At 73.2% G+C, this 15,521-nt stretch carries 17 protein-coding genes; 2 read left to right on the forward strand and 15 right to left on the reverse strand.

Annotated features, from left to right (window positions below; all coding sequences use genetic code 11):
- Positions 1-25: 25 nt before the first annotated feature.
- Entirely contained in the window at positions 26-1,048 is a 1,023-nt protein-coding gene (locus EOE48_RS12195; protein WP_127729311.1) for a YcjF family protein, read from the reverse strand.
- 64 nt (positions 1,049-1,112) lie between these two features.
- Positions 1,113-1,289 carry a DUF1328 domain-containing protein gene (locus EOE48_RS12200; protein WP_048448270.1) on the reverse strand — a complete coding sequence of 59 codons (177 nt, stop codon included), beginning with the start codon at positions 1,287-1,289 and terminating at the stop codon, positions 1,113-1,115.
- 239 nt (positions 1,290-1,528) lie between these two features.
- Between EOE48_RS12200 and EOE48_RS12205 the strand changes: the two genes are divergently transcribed.
- On the forward strand, positions 1,529-1,831 hold the full coding sequence (locus tag EOE48_RS12205; RefSeq protein ID WP_127729313.1) for a hypothetical protein: 303 nt from the start codon (positions 1,529-1,531) through the stop codon (positions 1,829-1,831).
- A 35-nt stretch (positions 1,832-1,866) separates the two neighbouring features.
- Here the strand turns inward: EOE48_RS12205 and copM are convergent, their stop codons facing one another.
- The 13 genes from copM to EOE48_RS12270 all read right to left on the reverse strand — a co-directional run bounded on the left by copM (position 1,867) and on the right by EOE48_RS12270 (position 14,055).
- Positions 1,867-2,238, reverse strand: coding sequence for a CopM family metallochaperone (gene copM, locus EOE48_RS12210; RefSeq protein WP_127729315.1), 372 nt, complete (start codon positions 2,236-2,238; stop codon positions 1,867-1,869).
- On the reverse strand, positions 2,238-2,624 hold the full coding sequence (locus tag EOE48_RS12215; RefSeq protein WP_246154227.1) for a hypothetical protein: 387 nt from the start codon (positions 2,622-2,624) through the stop codon (positions 2,238-2,240). The genes copM and EOE48_RS12215 overlap by 1 nt, the downstream gene beginning before the upstream one ends.
- 26 nt (positions 2,625-2,650) lie before the next feature.
- Positions 2,651-5,794, reverse strand: a complete 3,144-nt coding sequence (locus EOE48_RS12220) for an efflux RND transporter permease subunit (RefSeq protein WP_127729317.1) — start codon at positions 5,792-5,794, stop codon at positions 2,651-2,653.
- Positions 5,795-5,798: 4 nt separating this feature from the next.
- Positions 5,799-7,526: an efflux RND transporter periplasmic adaptor subunit gene (locus EOE48_RS12225; RefSeq protein WP_127729319.1), complete on the reverse strand. Its 1,728-nt coding sequence runs from the start codon at positions 7,524-7,526 to the stop codon at positions 5,799-5,801.
- Between the two features lie 97 nt (positions 7,527-7,623).
- A complete protein-coding gene (locus tag EOE48_RS12230) occupies positions 7,624-8,067 on the reverse strand; it encodes a hypothetical protein (RefSeq protein ID WP_127729321.1) in 444 nt (147 codons plus the stop codon).
- A 107-nt stretch (positions 8,068-8,174) separates the two neighbouring features.
- Positions 8,175-8,444: a hypothetical protein gene (locus tag EOE48_RS12235; RefSeq protein ID WP_127729323.1), complete on the reverse strand. Its 270-nt coding sequence runs from the start codon at positions 8,442-8,444 to the stop codon at positions 8,175-8,177.
- Positions 8,445-8,679: 235 nt separating this feature from the next.
- The gene (locus tag EOE48_RS12240; protein WP_127729325.1) at positions 8,680-9,093 is read right to left on the reverse strand and encodes a response regulator; all 414 of its coding nucleotides are present in this window, start codon (positions 9,091-9,093) and stop codon (positions 8,680-8,682) included.
- A complete protein-coding gene (locus tag EOE48_RS12245) occupies positions 9,090-10,223 on the reverse strand; it encodes a sensor histidine kinase (RefSeq protein WP_127729327.1) in 1,134 nt (377 codons plus the stop codon). The genes EOE48_RS12240 and EOE48_RS12245 overlap by 4 nt, the downstream gene beginning before the upstream one ends.
- A 395-nt stretch (positions 10,224-10,618) precedes the next feature.
- Positions 10,619-10,939, reverse strand: coding sequence for a YbjQ family protein (locus EOE48_RS12250; RefSeq protein ID WP_127729329.1), 321 nt, complete (start codon positions 10,937-10,939; stop codon positions 10,619-10,621).
- 40 nt (positions 10,940-10,979) lie between these two features.
- Positions 10,980-11,387: a lysozyme inhibitor LprI family protein gene (locus EOE48_RS12255; RefSeq protein WP_127729332.1), complete on the reverse strand. Its 408-nt coding sequence runs from the start codon at positions 11,385-11,387 to the stop codon at positions 10,980-10,982.
- Between the two features lie 50 nt (positions 11,388-11,437).
- A complete protein-coding gene (locus EOE48_RS12260) occupies positions 11,438-12,544 on the reverse strand; it encodes a hypothetical protein (RefSeq protein ID WP_246154231.1) in 1,107 nt (368 codons plus the stop codon).
- A gap of 27 nt (positions 12,545-12,571) precedes the next feature.
- Positions 12,572-12,856, reverse strand: coding sequence for a hypothetical protein (locus tag EOE48_RS12265; protein WP_127729334.1), 285 nt, complete (start codon positions 12,854-12,856; stop codon positions 12,572-12,574).
- Between the two features lie 335 nt (positions 12,857-13,191).
- Complete coding sequence (locus tag EOE48_RS12270) at positions 13,192-14,055, reverse strand: transglycosylase SLT domain-containing protein (protein WP_246154234.1); 864 nt, start codon at positions 14,053-14,055, stop codon at positions 13,192-13,194.
- 242 nt (positions 14,056-14,297) lie between these two features.
- Between EOE48_RS12270 and EOE48_RS12275 the strand changes: the two genes are divergently transcribed.
- Positions 14,298-15,188: a 3'-5' exonuclease gene (locus tag EOE48_RS12275; protein ID WP_127729336.1), complete on the forward strand. Its 891-nt coding sequence runs from the start codon at positions 14,298-14,300 to the stop codon at positions 15,186-15,188.
- The last annotated feature ends 333 nt before the right edge of the window (positions 15,189-15,521 follow it).

The following is a 15,521-nucleotide window of genomic DNA, read 5'->3' on the forward strand; positions in this document are numbered from 1 at the left end:
GGCCGACGCCGTCCCGGAGCCGCGGCTACTCGTCCTTCTCGGCCCGCGTCAGCAGTTCCCCGGCCACGTCGCCGAGGCGCGGGGCCGGCTCGCCGGCGAAGGGCAGGGGGCGGCAGACCGCGATCGCCGCGAGGCCGAAGCGGGCGGTCATGAGGCCGTTGAGGACGCCCTCGCCGAGGCGGGCCGACAGCCGCGCCGCGAGGCCGTGGCCGAGCACGCCCTGGATCAGCCCGTCGCCGACCGCCATGCCGCCGGTGACGGCGAGATGCGCCACCGCCGCGCGGGCGAGGCGCAGGAAGCCGAGGAGGCCGGGACGGCCGCCGTAGAGCGCCGCGATCCGGCGCAGCAGACGGGCGGCGGCGAAGACCACGAAGCCGACATCGACGATCGCCTTCGGGCTGAGCGCCGTCACGGCCGAGACCTGCTTGGCGGCCTCGGCGACCAGCGCCTTCGCGTCGCGGTCGAGGGGGGCGAGCAGTTCGCGCTCGGCGATGCCGAGACGGTCCTCGACGTCGAGGATCGCGTCGTCGAGGGCGTCGAGCCGGCCCTTCGCCGCGGCGATGCCGGGACGGCCGTCGTAGAGGCCGAGAAGCGCGCGCACCACCGCCTTTGCGCCGGTATGGTCGCGGGAGGCCAGCGCGTTGGCGGCGCTCGCCCGGATGGTCTCGATGCGCCGCTCGCGCAGCACGCCCGCGACCTCGCGCCAGACGATCGCGGCGAGCGCCAGGGCGGCGAGGCCGACGAGGACCAGCGCGACGACTCCGAGCCAGGGCGCGGCGAAGAACAGGTCGGCGATCAGCCGCTCGGTGGCGAGGCCGATCCCAAGCAGCACGAGGCCCGACAGGGCCGACAGAAGAAGGCCGGCCCAGGGAGGGCCGGCCTTGGGTGCCACCGGAACCGCGGTGCCGTCGGCCGCCTCGACGATCTCGAAGGGCTCCTCGACCACCCGGATGCCGGGCTGGGGAACCGTCTCGTCGCCGGCGACCGGCGGGGTGCCCGCCTCCGTGGGAGGCAGGCGGAAGGCACGCGGCTTGGAACCGGACGTCACTGGGAACCGGACCTCATGGGGGATTGGACTTCACCTGGAACCAAACCCCACTCGAGGCCGGACGTCAAAGCCGGGGCGAGCGGCCGCGCATCAGGCCGAAGATGGCCGAGACGGCGAACAGCACGATCGCGACGAAGAACACGATCTTGGCCGCCTCCATGGCGGTGCCGGCGATGCCGCCGAAGCCCAGCAGGGCAGCGACCAGGGCGACGACGAGGAAGGTGATAGCCCAACCGATCATGGTGAACTCCCGTTTTGTCCTGATGCTGCGGATCACCCTTAGGGCGGATGCCACGAAGCGTTGCAGCAAGTTGGACTGAAAACTGTCAGAACAGATCTGAGTTCCGCGGTTTTTTGATTCTCGAACAGGGAACTCTTTCGGGGCGGCGGTGCGGGCGTCGAGCACGGAACGCACCCGCGGGTGCTCCGTTGCCCACCACCGCCGGCACGCCCCGCGCGCCGGCCCGACGGAGTGACCCCATGACGATTCGCACCTACGGCCTCGCCCTCGCGATGATCGCCGGCGCCGCCGGTCCGGTCCTCGCGCAGGGCATCAACAACGGCTCGGGCGCCGCCCCGTCCTCGTCGACCGGCTCGGGCATGTCGAGCCAGCCGCCGGGCAACGGCATCGGCGGCAACAATCCCGGCAGCATGGGTTCGGTCGGCACGCAAGGATCGAGCGGCGCCGCGATGGGGCCGGGCTCCTCGGCCAACGGCCGCGGACCGACCGGCAGCGGGTCGCCCGGCACCGGCCCGGGCTCGACCGGCAGCGTCGGGCGCTGAAGACCAGGGGCCGCGTTCCACGCGGCCCCATCCGGTCACCGGGCGCCGTGCCGTTTCAGCAGCGCTTCCATCTCGGCGATCTCCCCCTCCTGGGCCCGCACGATGCCCTCGGCCAGCCGGCGGATCTCCGGGTCCTTCGAGTGGGCCAGAGCCACCTTCGCCATGGCGATCGCGCCGCGGTGGTGCGGGATCATCCCGCGCAGGAAGTCGACGTCAACGTCGTTCGTGTACGGCGCCGTCATGTCCCGGTGCATCGCGTCCGCGGCGGCACGGTAGGCCCGCGTGGCGTCGCTGTCGCCCGGCGCGGGCGCTGCGTGGTGCGCGTGGCCGCCGTGCTGCTGCGCCAGTGCGGGAGCCGCGGCGGCGAGGCATGCGGCGACCAGGGCGGCGAGGCTCGTCCGGGCCATCAGTTGAACTTGCCGTTGGCGGTGGCGCCGTCCGGCCCAATGAGCTGCACCGCGCCCTTCGGCTTGGCCGGCAACGGCGCCGCGGCGGTGCCGGCGAGGCGGTTGGCCCCGGCCGGCGCGAGGGCGATGCGGGCGGGCTTGCCGTCGACGATCACGATCAGCGTGCCCTTGAAGCCCTCCGACGGAACCGGGGCGGCCGCGTCCTCGCCGGTGACGAAGATCTCGATCGCCGGACCGCGGGCGACCAGTTCGAGATGGTAGCGCCCGGCATCGGCGATGGTGCCTCCGTTGGGACCCTTGGCATGGTCGTGGCCGTGCTCGCCGGCTGCGAGGGCCGGAGCCACCACCAGCGACAGCACGGCGAGAACCGAAAGACGTGTGGGCATCGATGTCTCCTGTGTAGGAAAAAGCTTCAGAACGCCTCGTGGGGGGTCGCCCCCGCGGGGGTGCGCGCCGCCTGCGCCTCGGCCTCCCGGCGCGCCCGCAGGCGCTCCAGGGGCTTGCGGCCGAAGCGCAGGAACAGCACCGGGGTCAGCACCGCGTCGAGCAGGGTGGCGCTGACGAGCCCGCCGAAGATCGTCACCGCGACCGGGTGCAGGATCTCCTTGCCCGGGCTCGCCGGGTCGATCAGCAGCGGCACCAGCGCGACCCCGGCCGAGAGCGCGGTCATCAGCACCGGCACCAGCCGCTCCAGGCTGCCCCGCACGGCGAGCTCCCGCCCGAACGGCACGCCCTCGAACAGCGCGAGGTTGAGCATGTGGCTGATCTTGAGGATGCCGTTGCGTGCCGCGATGCCGGTCAGCGTGATGAAGCCGATCATCGAGGCGACCGAGAGCGGCTGGCCTGCGATCCGCAGGGCGGCGACGCTGCCGACCAGCGCCAGCGGCACGTTGCCCATCACGATCAGCGCCAGGGCGGCGGAGCGGTAGCGGCTGTAGAGGATCGCGAAGATCATCCCGAGCGACAGCACCGACAGGAGCGCGATGGTGCGACTCGCCTCCTCCTGCGCCTGGAAGTTGCCCTCCAGTTGCACGAAGGTGCCGGTCGGCAGGGCGGTGGCGGCGATCTCCCGGCGGATCGCCGCGACGATGCTCGCCATGTCGCTGCTGCCGTCGGTGTTGGCCTGGACCACGAGGCGCCGCCGGGTGTTCTCGCGCAGGATCTGGTTCGGCCCGTCGGTCTCGCGGATGTCGGCGATCTGGCGCGCCGGCACCCAGCCGGACGGCGTCTCGACGAGGAGGTCGCCGAGCCCGGCGGTGGTGCGCTGGCGCTCGGGCAGGCGCAGCACCACGTCGAAGCGGCGCAGGCCGTCGGCCACCGTCGAGACGACGCGGCCGTTCGACAGCCGGCTCAATTGGTCGACCAGCGCCGCCGGCTGCACGCCGTAGAGGGCGGCGCGGGTGTAGTCGACCCGGATCTCGAGCTGCGGGATGCGGACCTGCTTCTCGAGCTGGAGGTCGGTGAGCCCGGGGATGTCCGCCATGCGGGCGCGCAGATCCTCGGCGATGCGCCGGGTCGCGTCGAGGTCCTCGCCGAAGATCTTGACCGCGATCTCCGCCCGCACCCCCGACAGCATGTGGTCGAGGCGGTGCGAAATCGGCTGGCCGACATTGACCGAGACCGGCAGCACCGCGAGGCGGTTGCGGATGTCGGCGACCAGCGCCTCCTTCGGCCGGCCGCCGGGCCTGAGGCGGATCTCCAGGTCCGAGGAATGGACGCCCTCGGCGTGCTCGTCGAGCTCGGCCCGGCCGGTGCGGCGGCCGACGACCTCGACCTCCGGGATCTCTCCCACCAGCCGCTCGGCGATCAGCCCGACCCGGCTGCTCTCGGCGAGCGAGATGCCGGGGTTGAACGCCATCGTGACCGTGAAAGAGCCCTCGTTGAACGGCGGCAGGAAGGCCCGCGGCAGGCTCCAGGCGGCGAGCCCCGCCGCCAGCACCGCCCCGGCGACCGCCGCGACGAGGAGCCGCTGGTGGCGGAACGCCACCGCCAGCAGGGCGGCGTTGCCGCGCTTGAGCGCGCGGACGAGCCGGCTGTCGTGCTGGTCGAGGCTCTTCATGCCCGGCAGCAGCCACGAGGCCAGGACCGGCGTCAGCGTGATCGACACCACGAGGCTCGCCAGGATCGAGATGATGTAGGCCTGCCCGAGCGGCGCGAACAGCCGGCCCTCGATGCCCGACAGGGCGAAGAGCGGCACGAAGACCAGCACGATGATCATCGTGGCGTAGACGATGCCCGACCGCACCTCGTTCGAGGCTGCGACCACCACCTCGAACACCGAGCGCGGGTTGCCCGCCGCCCGGTTCTCGCCGAGGCGCCGGTGGATGTTCTCGACGTCGACCACCGCGTCGTCCACGAGCTCGCCGACCGCGATGGCGAGCCCGCCGAGCGTCATCGTGTTGATCGACAGGCCCGCGAGGGAGAAGATCAGGGCGGTGGTCAGGATCGAGACCGGGATCGCGGTGAGCGAGATCGCGGTGGTGCGCCAGTTGAGCAGGAAGCAGAACAGCACCACCGCCACCACGGCGACCGCCTCGGCGAGCACCGTCTCGACGTTGCGGATCGAGGTCTCGATGAAATCCGCCTGCCGGAACACGATCCGGTCGGCGCGGATGCCGGAGGGCAGGGCGGGGGCGAGTTCGGCGAGCGCCGCCTCGATGCTGCGGGTGAGCCGGACGGTGTCGACGCCCGGCTGCTTCTCGACCGAGACGATCACCGCCGGGCGGCCCTGGAAGCCGGAATCGCCGCGCTTGACCCGGGGCGCGAACGACACCTCGGCGACCTGCCGCAGCAGCACCGGCGCCTCGCCGACGGTCGCCACCACGAGGCTGCCGAGGTCGTCGAGGCTGGTGGTGCGGCCGAGGTTGCGGATGAGGTATTCGCGCGAGTACTGGTCGGTGAAGCCGCCGCCGGCATTGGTGCCGAACCGCGCCAGCGCCGTCTCCAGGGCGAGGTTGGTGACGCCGAGCGCCCGCATCGCCGCCGGGTTCGGGCTGACCCGGAACTGGCGCACCTCGCCGCCCATCGGGATCACCTGCGCGACGCCCGGAATCGTGAGCAGGCGCGGCCGGATCACGAAATCGGCGGTCTCGCGCACCTGCATCGGCGAGGCGGTGTCGCTCGTCACGGCGACCATCAGGATCTGGCCCATGATCGAGGAGACCGGCCCCATCTGCGGCACGGTGTTGGCCGGCAACTGACTCTGGACGAGGCTCAGCCGCTCGGCGACCTGCTGGCGGTTGCGGTAGATGTCGGTACCCCAGTCGAACTCGACGTAGATCACCGACAGGCCGACGCCGGAGGTGGAGCGGACCCGGGTGACGCCGGGCAGGCCGTTCATCCGGGTCTCGATCGGGTAAGTGACGAGCTGCTCGACCTCGGAGGGCGCGAGGCCCTCGGACTCGGTCATGATCGTCACGGTGGGCCGGTTGAGGTCGGGGAAGACGTCGACCGGCAGGCGCGTCATCGCGGTGGCGCCGGCCAGCACCAGCACGCCGGCGAGGACGAGGACGAGGAGGCGGTTGCGCAGCGACTGCGCGACGAGGAAGCCGAACATCGCGTCACCGCACCTGATGCAGGAGTTCGGCGCCCTCGGTCACGACCCGGCGCCCGGCGCCGATCCCGGCCGCGATCAGCACCCGCTCGCCGTCGAGGGGCTCGACCCGCACCGGGCGGGCCTCGAAGCGCTCGGCCGCGACGTGCTCGTAGATCACGTCCTGGCCGTTGGCGGCGCGCAGCACGCTCGCCCGCGGCACCGCGAGGCCGGCCTGCTCGCCCTCGGTGGCGGCCAGCACGGTGACGAACTGGCCGATGCGCAGGCCGGACGCGTCGCCCTTGACCGCGAACTGCACCGGCACCGCCTGATTGCGGTCGGCCAGTCCGGAGCCGCGATAGGTGAGGGCGAAGCTGCGCCCGTCGGCGAGGCGGGCGGTGGCGTCCTGCGCCGCCGCCAAGGGATCGAAGCTCAGCGCCTCGACCCAGAGCCGGGTCGGATCGACGATCTGGAACACCATCGTGCCGGGTGAGGCCATCTGGCCGGCCACCGCAGCGGCCTGGGCGATCACGCCGTCGACCGGCGCCACCAGGGGCTCGGGCTGGAGCCGGGCGGCGTCGAGGGCGGCCCGCCGGTCCTTGAGGCCGGCGAGTTCGGCCTCGGCGTCGTCGAGCTGGATCTGCGCCACGGCGCCGCCGGGCGCGAGCTTGCGGTAGCGCTCGACCCGGCGCTGGACGATGGCGATCTGCTGGTCGAGCTCACCCTGGCGCTGGCGCATGTCGGAGGCGTCGACCGCCTGGACCGGCGGGGTGACGAAGGCCAGCACCTCGCCCCGGGTCACCCGGGTGCCGAGGCGCGGAAAGACGCCGGAGGCCGGCGGCGACAACCGCCCGCCGACCGACGACTGCACGACGCCGCTGGCGTTGGGGTCGGGGATCACCCGGCCGGGCAGTTCGAGGCGGCGGCGGAAGGTGGCGGATTCGGTGATGGCGGTGCGCACCACCAGCAGGCGCTGGGTCGGCTTGGGCACGAACACCGTCCCGTCGGGCAGGCGCTGGGCGAGGTCCCGGCCGGCGTCATCCGCCGGCGCCACGAACGCCGCCTTGGCGGCATCCTGGGCGCCGTGGTCGTGCCCCTCGTGCGCGGCGACCCCCGCGAAGGCGGCGGAGCCGAGCACCAGGGTGACGGCGAGGACGGCCACCGCCAGCGCCGCCCCGAGGCGCCGGCGGCGCAGGAGCGCGGTCGTCGCGAGGCCGAGCACGAAGGCACCGGCCCCGACCGCCGCCGGCACCGGATCGCGCAGGGCGACACGGTTCTTCACCGCGTGCGCGAGGGCGGCGAGACGGGCCTCGGCGGCCGGCTCGGCCGCGGCGGGTTCAGGCACCGTGAGGCCGAGGGGCAGCACGTCGGCCTCGTCGCCGGCGACCACCGTCACCATCAGGTCGTGATGGCCTGGCGCGGCGAGCCAGGGCGCCGGCATGGCGTAGGCGCCGTCGCCGGCGGGCGTCGCGGTCCGCGCGCCCTCCGGAGTCTCGACCTCGACGGTCGCGCCGGTGACCGGGACATTGGTGGCGAAGCGGTCGAGGTGCAGCGTCAGGGTGCCGGCGCGGAGGACCGCCACCAGCTCGAACGCCGCCGAGGCGGCTTCGCCCCTCGGCGCGACGGTGCGGGAGACGGGCGCCGCCGGGGCGCCGTGGTCGTGCCCCTCGTGCGCCAGGGCGGCGCCGGCCCCGAGGATGGCGCCCGCCCAGAGAGCGGCAGCCAGCCCGGCCAGAGCGGCGGGTCGGATCGACATGAACAGGATTCCTCGCGCCGCGGCAGCGGCCAGTGGCAACCGGGCGCCGGCATCGCGCGCCGGCACCGTCCGTCACGCGCCAGGGGGCGCGCCGAGGTCAGGCGAGGACGGGTCTGGGAGGTTCGCGCAGGGCGTCGGGACCGAGGCCGGGACGCGCGAGGGGGCCGGCGAGCCGGGCGACGCGGCGCCCCGCAGCGGGCGGGGGAACGAGCGTCGCGGCCGGAAGGATGGCGGAGACGCAGCAGGCGACGCCGCAGCACAGGCCGGTGCAGGTTGCGGCCGCCCGCTCGGTCGCCGGCTCGGCCGGCGCCTGGAGCACGGCCGACACGACGGCGGCATCGACCCGCGCCAGTTCGGCGTGGGACTGGACCGCACCGGCCGGCACGGCCTGCCGCACGGTTCCGTGATGGCCGTGACCGGCGCCGTGGAGGTGACCCTGATGCGCCCACACGGCAGACGGCGCCAGAACGGCCGCGATCAACACGATCGCGACCGCGAGCAGGCGCGCCAGATGCCGGTCGATGGGCTGGCCGAGGGTCATGCGGAGAACCTACACCGGATCGGCCGGAGGTGGAAGCCGCCGGTCCGAACGGAGCGCCCGGCCCGGGGGCCGCCCGGACCGGGTCGCGGGGTGGGGACCGCCGCGCATCAGCGGCGGCCGGGATTGACCGCCCAGTTCGAGGTCCCGGGAGCCTGCAGCCGGCCGGCCGGATCGGCCTTCATCGGCGAGCCGAGGATCTGACCGGTGCCGCGGCCCTGCCAGTAGGTCGAGCGCGGGTCGTGATAGGGATGGTGGACGTAGCTGCTCATGTGCGCACCGCCCGCCGGCATCCGGCCGCCGCCGCCGCCATCGGCCAGGGCGACGCCCGGCAGGACGGCCGCGAGGGCAAGGACGGTCGCGATCGTGAACTTGGTCATTCGTGCCTCCTTCGGTGCAGACGCCGCGCGGTGCCGCTGTGATGGCCGCGTCGTTCTGCGTTGGCGATGAGTGGAGGCTAGTCGAGGCCGAACTTCCTGCATGTGCGTTCGCGCACCGTTGCGAACCAACAACTTAATCCTGACCGAAAGAAAGCGATGTGCGATCCGTCACATCGCGAACAAACCGGGCGAAGCGGCGGGATTGATGCCGGTCGACGAGACCGAGCGACGAGGTTCAGCCGGCACCGTGCAGGCAGCCCTCGCGGGCGGCGGCCCGTCCGGGCATCGCCGCGTCGGCGAGCAGACGCTCCAGCGCCCCCCGCATCTGCGAGCCCTGGTAGGGCTTCTGGATCACCACGGCGTCCCGGTACTCGTGATCGACCCCGTGGCGGCCGTAGCCGGTGGCGAACAGGAACGGGATGGCCCGCGCCAGCAGCTCGTCGGCGACCGGGTAGCTCCGGGCGGTCCCGAGGTTCACATCGAGGATCGCGAGGTCGAAGGTCTGATCCCGCACCAGGGCGAGGGCCTGTTCGAGGCGCATCGCCACCGCGACCTCGCAGCCCCAGTCGAGCAGCATGTCCTCGGCGAGCATCGCCACGAGGCTCTCGTCCTCGACGAGTAGAACCCGCCGTCCCGTCAGTGCCGTCATGGGCCGGATCGTCCAGAGAAGGGGGAACGGCCGCCGTCCCGGCGGCCGACGATGTCCTGCCCGTGCCAGCCGGGGGCGGCGAGGGGGATGTCCATCCGGCAGACGACGCCGTCGCTCCGGTAGGCGATCTCCGCCGTGCCGCCAAACTCCATCGGCAATTGCCGCTCGATCAGGCGCGAGCCGAAGCCCTTCCCCTGCGGGGGCGTCACCGCCGGCCCGCCGCTCTCGCGCCAGGTCAGGGACAGGTGGCCGGCTCCGGCCGCCTCGCCGCCGAGGCTCCAGGTCACGGCGACGCGGCCCTCGGGGACCGACAGCGCCCCGTGCCGCACGGCGTTGGTCATCAGTTCGTGCAGGGCCATCGAGAGGGTCACGGCGACCTTGGGATGGAGCCGCGTCTCGGGGCCCTCGGTCCGGATGCGGTCGGGCGAGGCCCCGGCGAGGCCGGACGCGAGCGCCCGCTCGATCACGCCGCGCAGGCTCGCGCTCTCCCAGTTGTCCTGCACCAGAACGTTGTGGGCGTCCGACAGGGCGGTCAGCCGGGCCTCGAAGGTGCTGCGCGCGCCCTCCTCGCTGCGGCCCCGGAAGGTCTGGGCGGCGATCGCCTGCACGGTCGCGAGGGTGTTCTTCACCCGGTGGTTCAGCTCGTGGATCAGCAGGGATTGTCGCTCCGCGGCGGCCTTCTCCTCGCTGACGTCGCGCACCTCGATGATCGTGCCGATGATGTTGGCGGCGTCGTCGCGGATCGGGCTCGCGGTGAACCCCACCGGGTAGAAGTGCCCGTCCTTGTGGACGAAGACCGCCTCGCCGCGCTCCTGGTTGTTCTCCGGGAAGGCGCGATCGATGGCGCAGTCCTCGATCGGGAAGTGGCTCCCGTCCGGATGGGTGTGATGGATGATGTCGTGCAGCGGGCAGTCGCGGGCCAGCACCTCGTCGAGGGCGAAGCCGGTGAGGTGCTCGGCGGCGCGGTTCATGTAGACGCAGCGTTGGCGCTCATCCATCAGGAAGATCGCGACCGTCGCGTTGTCGAGCACCGCGTTGAGCCGCCGCCGCGTGTCGGACAAGGGCTGGACCATCCGGGCCGGCGCTGGAATCCCGGCGGAGGGCGGCTCGGACAGCCGGTCGTTCGGCATGCGGCGGGCTCGTGGTCCTGGTGCCCCGACTCCGGAGCGCCCGGGCGAGGATGAGGGAGAACCGGTTAACGGCAGCTTCTGCCGCACGGTGAGAACACACCAACCGGAACAACGGCCGGAGCGGTTGGTTCCGCATCCGACCGGCATGAGGACTGCGCAGGCGCTTCCGGGCCGCGCCGCGCGAACGGCAGCGTTCTGGTGCACCGAGGTCGCCGGCTCGTCCTCGCCGTGTGCCGGGGCCCCGGCCCGGAGCCGGCCCCCGACGAGGGCGAGCGCGCCGTCGGGCGCTGGCCTGTGCCGGCCGGGAAGACGGTCCTCGAACGATTCCACGATCCGACCCTGCCTCGATCCGCTCGGCGCGGGCCGTCCGATGCCGGCGGGCGCGTCGGGCGCGGTCAGGCCGGTTCGATCACCGCGGCGGTGCCGTAGGCGACCACGCCCATCATGGTCTGGTCGGTGTCGGCGGTGTCGAAGCGCATCATCAGCACCGCGTTGGCGCCGAGCTGCGCGGCGTGCTGCGCCATGCGGTCGATCGCCTGCCCGCGGGCATCCTCGATGAGCTGGCTGTATTCCGGAATCTCGCCGCCGACGATCGTGCGGAAGTTCGCCGTGAAGTTGCCGATCGCGCCGCGGCTGCGCACGACGGCGCCGAAGCACGGGCCGCGCACCTCGCGGATGCGGCAGTTCGGAACGGCTTCGGTGGTGACGATGACCATCGGTGGGGTCTCCCTGGAGGTGGAACGGGATACGGCGGCCTCACTGCGGGCAGGACAGGTCGCCGCCGGGGCACTTGAGCTGGGTCTGGAGGTCGCGGGTGCGGTCGGTCGTCAGCCCGGTCAGGCATTCGCCGACGAGCATCGGGCCGATCGTGCCGCCCGCCGTCGGATCGTCCGGGTCGGCGCCGGTGCGCAGGTCGCATTCGCGGTCGCGGAACGTCAGCCACGCCCGCTGCGCCCCCAGCAGATTGCGCTGGCCGTTGGCGTCGAGCCTGGCCTTGAGGGCGGCATAGACCCGGTTCAGATCGGCATTGGCCTTGTCGAGTTTCGCCGAGACGCAGGCCCCGGCCTCCATCTGGTTCGGGGCGTCGGAGCACAGGGCCGGCACCTGTGCCGCGGCCGCGACGGGCGCGAGGACGGCGAGGCTCAGCAGGGCGAGGCGCAGCATGGCGGTCGGTCTCTCGAAGCGTGGGACGGGGGGCGGTCGCGGCGGGGATCTCACGGCCCGTCCGCCCGGCGGGTGTCGCGGGCACGGAAACCGTAGAAGCCGCCGTCGGCGTCGTAGAGCAGGTCGTAGCCGTCGAGGACGTGCAGCCCGGTGTTGACGAACGGTTCGGGCCGGGTGGTGTCGAGCACGATGCGGCTCGGCGCCAGCGGGGCGTCCGCGTCGCCGACGGTGACGGCGTAGCGCGCCGCCGGCCCGCCGCCCGCGAGGTCGTCCGGGAACGTGAACGTCAGCCGGGTGCCGGGCGCCAGCGCCGGCCGCCCCCCGTCGTCGGGCGACAGGGATCCGGCGACGGCGGCCGGCGGCAGGGTGAGGTACATCGCGCCGACGCCGGTATCCATCAGCGCCCGGCCGCACGACCCGGCCGGAGCGTCGCCGACGGCGATGCAGACCGGCACGCCGCGCCACTCGCCGGCGATGCCGGGATAGGGATCGAGCGCGACGAAGCGGACATCGCCCGCGGTGTTGGCGCGGGTCAGGCCGACATGGACGCCCTCGCGGGTCACGACGTAGCCGCGGCGCATCGGCCCGGCCGCCGGATCGATGCCGAGCAGCGGGTTGGTGTCGGGGGTGCTCTGCGACTGGCTGTCGGCCTCGCGCCCGAAGCCGATGCCCATCATCGCGACCCCGGCCGGGGCGAGCGCGGGCCGGCAGGACCGGGCGCGCGCCGTGCAGGCGATGCGGTCGACGGCGAGGACCGGCAGCGGCCGGGTGGTGACGCTCGCCCCGTCGCGGCCGGTGACGGTCGCCGGCACCGTCACCCAGCGGCCGATCATGATCCGGCCCGAGCTGCTGTAGGTCAGCCGGCCGGGCCGGGACGGCAACGCGTCGATCCCGGGGATCCGCGCGGCCGAGACCACGATCCCGGTCGAGCCGGTATCCATCACCACCGGCTTGGTCTCACCGCCGAAGGACAGGCCGAGCCGGGGCGGCCGGGTGGCGGCCGGACCGTCGAGGAAGCCGAGGAACACGCCCGCGCCGTCGCCGTAGACCGGGGGAGCGCCGGCGGCGGCCGGCACGGGCGCGAGCAGGCCGAGAAGGCCCGCGACGGCCGCGAGGCGGCGACGGATGGTCGGGACCGGAAGACGGGGATCGGCCAACGCGAGGCTTCCTCGGTTGCGGCGCGGTCAGCGGGTCAGGCGGTAGAGTTCGCGGTTGCGGTCCGCCGCGATCACGTCCCGGTCGGCGCGGTCGCGCTCGACGAGGCCGCGCTCCTGCGCGACCGCGGCGCCGACCTCGTTGCCCATCGCCGCCCGTTCGCGCGCGACCGCGAAGTCGTCGCGCGCCCGGTCGGTGGCGACGATCCCGGCGCCGCGGTCGCGCAGGTCGCGGCCGAGGAACTCTCCCGGGGTCTGGGCGAGCCCGGTCGTCGCGAACGACGCCGCGAGGCCCGCGAGCAGGACCATTCTCATGTCGATCTCCGAAGTCTTCGGCGGAAAAGCTGCCGGAATATCCTGAGCCGGATCATCCGGTCATCGGCCGACGACCAAGAGATGCCTGCTTCTTGGAGCCGGAGCAACACGCATCGCTATGTACTCTTAGCAAGGCGATAAGCGGAGACTTGGCGCGTTGTCGTTTACCGTGTCGCAACGCGCGGTTGCCGAGGCGTGAAGCCTCCGCCTCATACCAACGGCCCGGGATGCTGACGCATCGGGCCGTTGATCCATCTCGAATTTCCGACACTAAGCCAGAGGCTTAGCGGAACTTCGAGAGCAGAACCAAAGGTCATTTTCAATGACCGTTGGTATCAGGTCGGCCGCCAGCCGCGGGCGCGCCAGCCGGCCTGGACCTGCTCGCGCAGCTTCCTGATCTGGGCCTCGCGCCGCGACCAGAACACCCGCTGGAAATCCGGCGAGCCGCGCTTGAGGCCCCGCGTCGCCGCCAGCGCGGCGAGCGCGCCGAGGGGCTCGCGCCGGGCGACGAAGGTCGGCACCCGGCCGGTTCCGGGCAGGGAGGCGACGAGGGTGCTTCCCGACAGGTAGGCGCGGGCGCGGGCGCAGTAGGTCACCGAGAGCGGCGACATGAACTCGGAGCCGTGGCCGGCACGGTACTTCATCAGCGCCCGGCACAGGTCGCCGTCGGCGAGGCGCCACGCCTGGGCGAGGTAGCGCACGCCGTAGCGCACGTTGGTCTCCGGCACCGCCAGATCCTCGGGCGTGCCGCGGAAGCCGAGCATCGCGGCGGTGCCGGGGCGCACCTGCATCAGGCCGATTTCGCCGACGCCGCCGATCACGCCCGGATTGTAGCCGCTCTCGACGTGGGCGACGGCCTGGGCGACCTCCGCCGGCATCCCCTCGATCCCGGCCTGCCGGGCGATCAGCGCCAGGAACCGGGCGCGCTCGCCGCCGGCCGCGGCGGCCGGCACCGGGGCGGTCGCGAGCGGCACCGGTGCAGCCGGCACCGGTGCAGCCGGCACCGGCCCAGCCGGCACCGGCCCAGCCGGCGCGGGAGCCGCGAAGGAAGTCGGGCGCGGCGGCGGGACCGGTGGGGCGGAGGCGGGCTCGGCCCGCGCGGCCCCGAGCCCGGCCAGCACCATCGCGCCGGACAGGGCCGCGGCGATGCGGCGGCCGGGTGTCCTCGGAGTCGTCCTCGCGGTGGCGGTCGCGTGCAAAGCCTGATTCCGGAGCCGGTCGGCGGCCATCGTGCCGCGCGACCATGAACGAGTGTTGAACCGGCACGGCCGGCGCCCGGTCCGGGCCGGTTATAGGGCGGAGGGCGCCGCATCCACAGCCCCGCGGCCATGCCGCGGCGATCGGGCTGGCCGAATCCCTGCGGTTGCGGTTAAGCCTTCTGCAACCGGTGCGGCCCGCCTGATGCACCGGACGGCCAACCGCGAATCAGGACGCGCCTCCGGTGAGTACGCCGCTCGACAGCATCGCCACCGTGCTCGAGGAGACCGGGGACTACCGGGTGCTCCGCCGGCTCGCGCCGCTCGAACCCCTCGCCGTGCCCCCCGACGAGCCGACCTTCATCGGCCTCGTCGTCGACACCGAGACCACCGGCACCGATTTCGGCCGCGACGAGGTGATCGAACTCGGCATCCTGAAGTTCGAGTACGGCGCCAGCGGCCGGATCTACCGGATCCTCGACAGCTTCAACCAGCTCCACCAGCCGAGCCGGCCGATCCCGCCGGAGATCACGCGCCTCACCGGCATCACCGACGCCGAGGTCGCGGGCCGGCGCATCGACGACGCGGCGGTGGCGGCGCTCGCCCGCGACGCCGCGGTGGTGATCGCCCACAATGCGAGCTTCGACCGGCAGATGTGCGAGGGCCGCTGGCCGGTCTTCGCCGACCGGAACTGGGCGTGCTCGTGCCATCAGGTGCCGTGGCGCGACGAGGGCCACGAGGGCCTCAAGCTCGGCTACCTGCTGATCGACCACGGCTACTTCCACCACGGCCACCGCGCCATCGACGATTGCCACGCGCTGCTGCGGCTGCTGTCGCTGCCGCTGAGGGCGTCCGGGCGGCTCGCCCTCGCGTGCCTGCTGGAGACCGCGCGCCGGCCGACCGTGCGCCTGTGGGCGCAGGGCTCGCCGATCGAGACCAAGGACCTGCTCAAGGCCCGGCGCTACCGCTGGAGCGGGCGGCGGCGGTGCTGGTACGTCGACCTCGACGAGGAGCGCATCGAGATCGAGCGCAGCTTCCTCAGCGAGCAGGTTTTTCGCCGCCCGCTCCTCGACCTGCCCTCCGACCGGATCACCGCCCGCGACCGCTTCTCCGCCCGGACCAATCCGGAGGCGTGAGCGGCGAGGCGGACGCCTCGCCGGGTCGCGGCCTCAATCGACCGCGACCGAGACCACGGCGAAGAGAGAGGCGAGCACGAGGTTGGCGCAGGCAAGGACGAGGATCACGGTCATCGGACATCCGCTGGGGCAGGGCGGTTCGGGATGAACCGCATCGATCCCCGCGACCCTGCACCGCCGCCCTCTAGCGAAGACCTTGCCGGAGCCACCTCGTCCCCAGTCCCGGGCCCGGGCCCCGGACCTTTCGTCCGCCGTCGCGAATGCCGGCTCGCCGGGTTCGCGACGATTCTCACCGGCCCTGCGAGGCTTCGTTCACCCTGGCGGACGCCCGCC

The sequence above is a fragment of the Methylobacterium oryzihabitans genome (assembly GCF_004004555.2).
GTDB lineage: Bacteria > Pseudomonadota > Alphaproteobacteria > Rhizobiales > Beijerinckiaceae > Methylobacterium > Methylobacterium oryzihabitans.

What these genes read in the sequence shown, in the direction of transcription:
- EOE48_RS12230 (WP_127729321.1), bottom strand. Translation starts at nt 8,067, where the DNA reads ATGACCCTCGGCCAGCCCATCGACCGGCATCTGGCGCGCCTGCTCGCG.
- EOE48_RS12245 (WP_127729327.1), bottom strand. Translation starts at nt 10,223, where the DNA reads ATGCCGAACGACCGGCTGTCCGAGCCGCCCTCCGCCGGGATTCCAGCG.
- EOE48_RS12220 (WP_127729317.1), bottom strand. Translation starts at nt 5,794, where the DNA reads ATGTTCGGCTTCCTCGTCGCGCAGTCGCTGCGCAACCGCCTCCTCGTC.
- EOE48_RS12200 (WP_048448270.1), bottom strand. Translation starts at nt 1,289, where the DNA reads ATGATCGGTTGGGCTATCACCTTCCTCGTCGTCGCCCTGGTCGCTGCC.
- copM (WP_127729315.1), bottom strand. Translation starts at nt 2,238, where the DNA reads ATGGCCCGGACGAGCCTCGCCGCCCTGGTCGCCGCATGCCTCGCCGCC.
- EOE48_RS12205 (WP_127729313.1), top strand. Translation starts at nt 1,529, where the DNA reads ATGACGATTCGCACCTACGGCCTCGCCCTCGCGATGATCGCCGGCGCC.
- EOE48_RS12225 (WP_127729319.1), bottom strand. Translation starts at nt 7,526, where the DNA reads ATGTCGATCCGACCCGCCGCTCTGGCCGGGCTGGCTGCCGCTCTCTGG.
- EOE48_RS12240 (WP_127729325.1), bottom strand. Translation starts at nt 9,093, where the DNA reads ATGACGGCACTGACGGGACGGCGGGTTCTACTCGTCGAGGACGAGAGC.
- EOE48_RS12255 (WP_127729332.1), bottom strand. Translation starts at nt 11,387, where the DNA reads ATGCTGCGCCTCGCCCTGCTGAGCCTCGCCGTCCTCGCGCCCGTCGCG.
- EOE48_RS12215 (WP_246154227.1), bottom strand. Translation starts at nt 2,624, where the DNA reads ATGCCCACACGTCTTTCGGTTCTCGCCGTGCTGTCGCTGGTGGTGGCT.
- EOE48_RS12265 (WP_127729334.1), bottom strand. Translation starts at nt 12,856, where the DNA reads ATGAGAATGGTCCTGCTCGCGGGCCTCGCGGCGTCGTTCGCGACGACC.
- EOE48_RS12250 (WP_127729329.1), bottom strand. Translation starts at nt 10,939, where the DNA reads ATGGTCATCGTCACCACCGAAGCCGTTCCGAACTGCCGCATCCGCGAG.
- EOE48_RS12235 (WP_127729323.1), bottom strand. Translation starts at nt 8,444, where the DNA reads ATGACCAAGTTCACGATCGCGACCGTCCTTGCCCTCGCGGCCGTCCTG.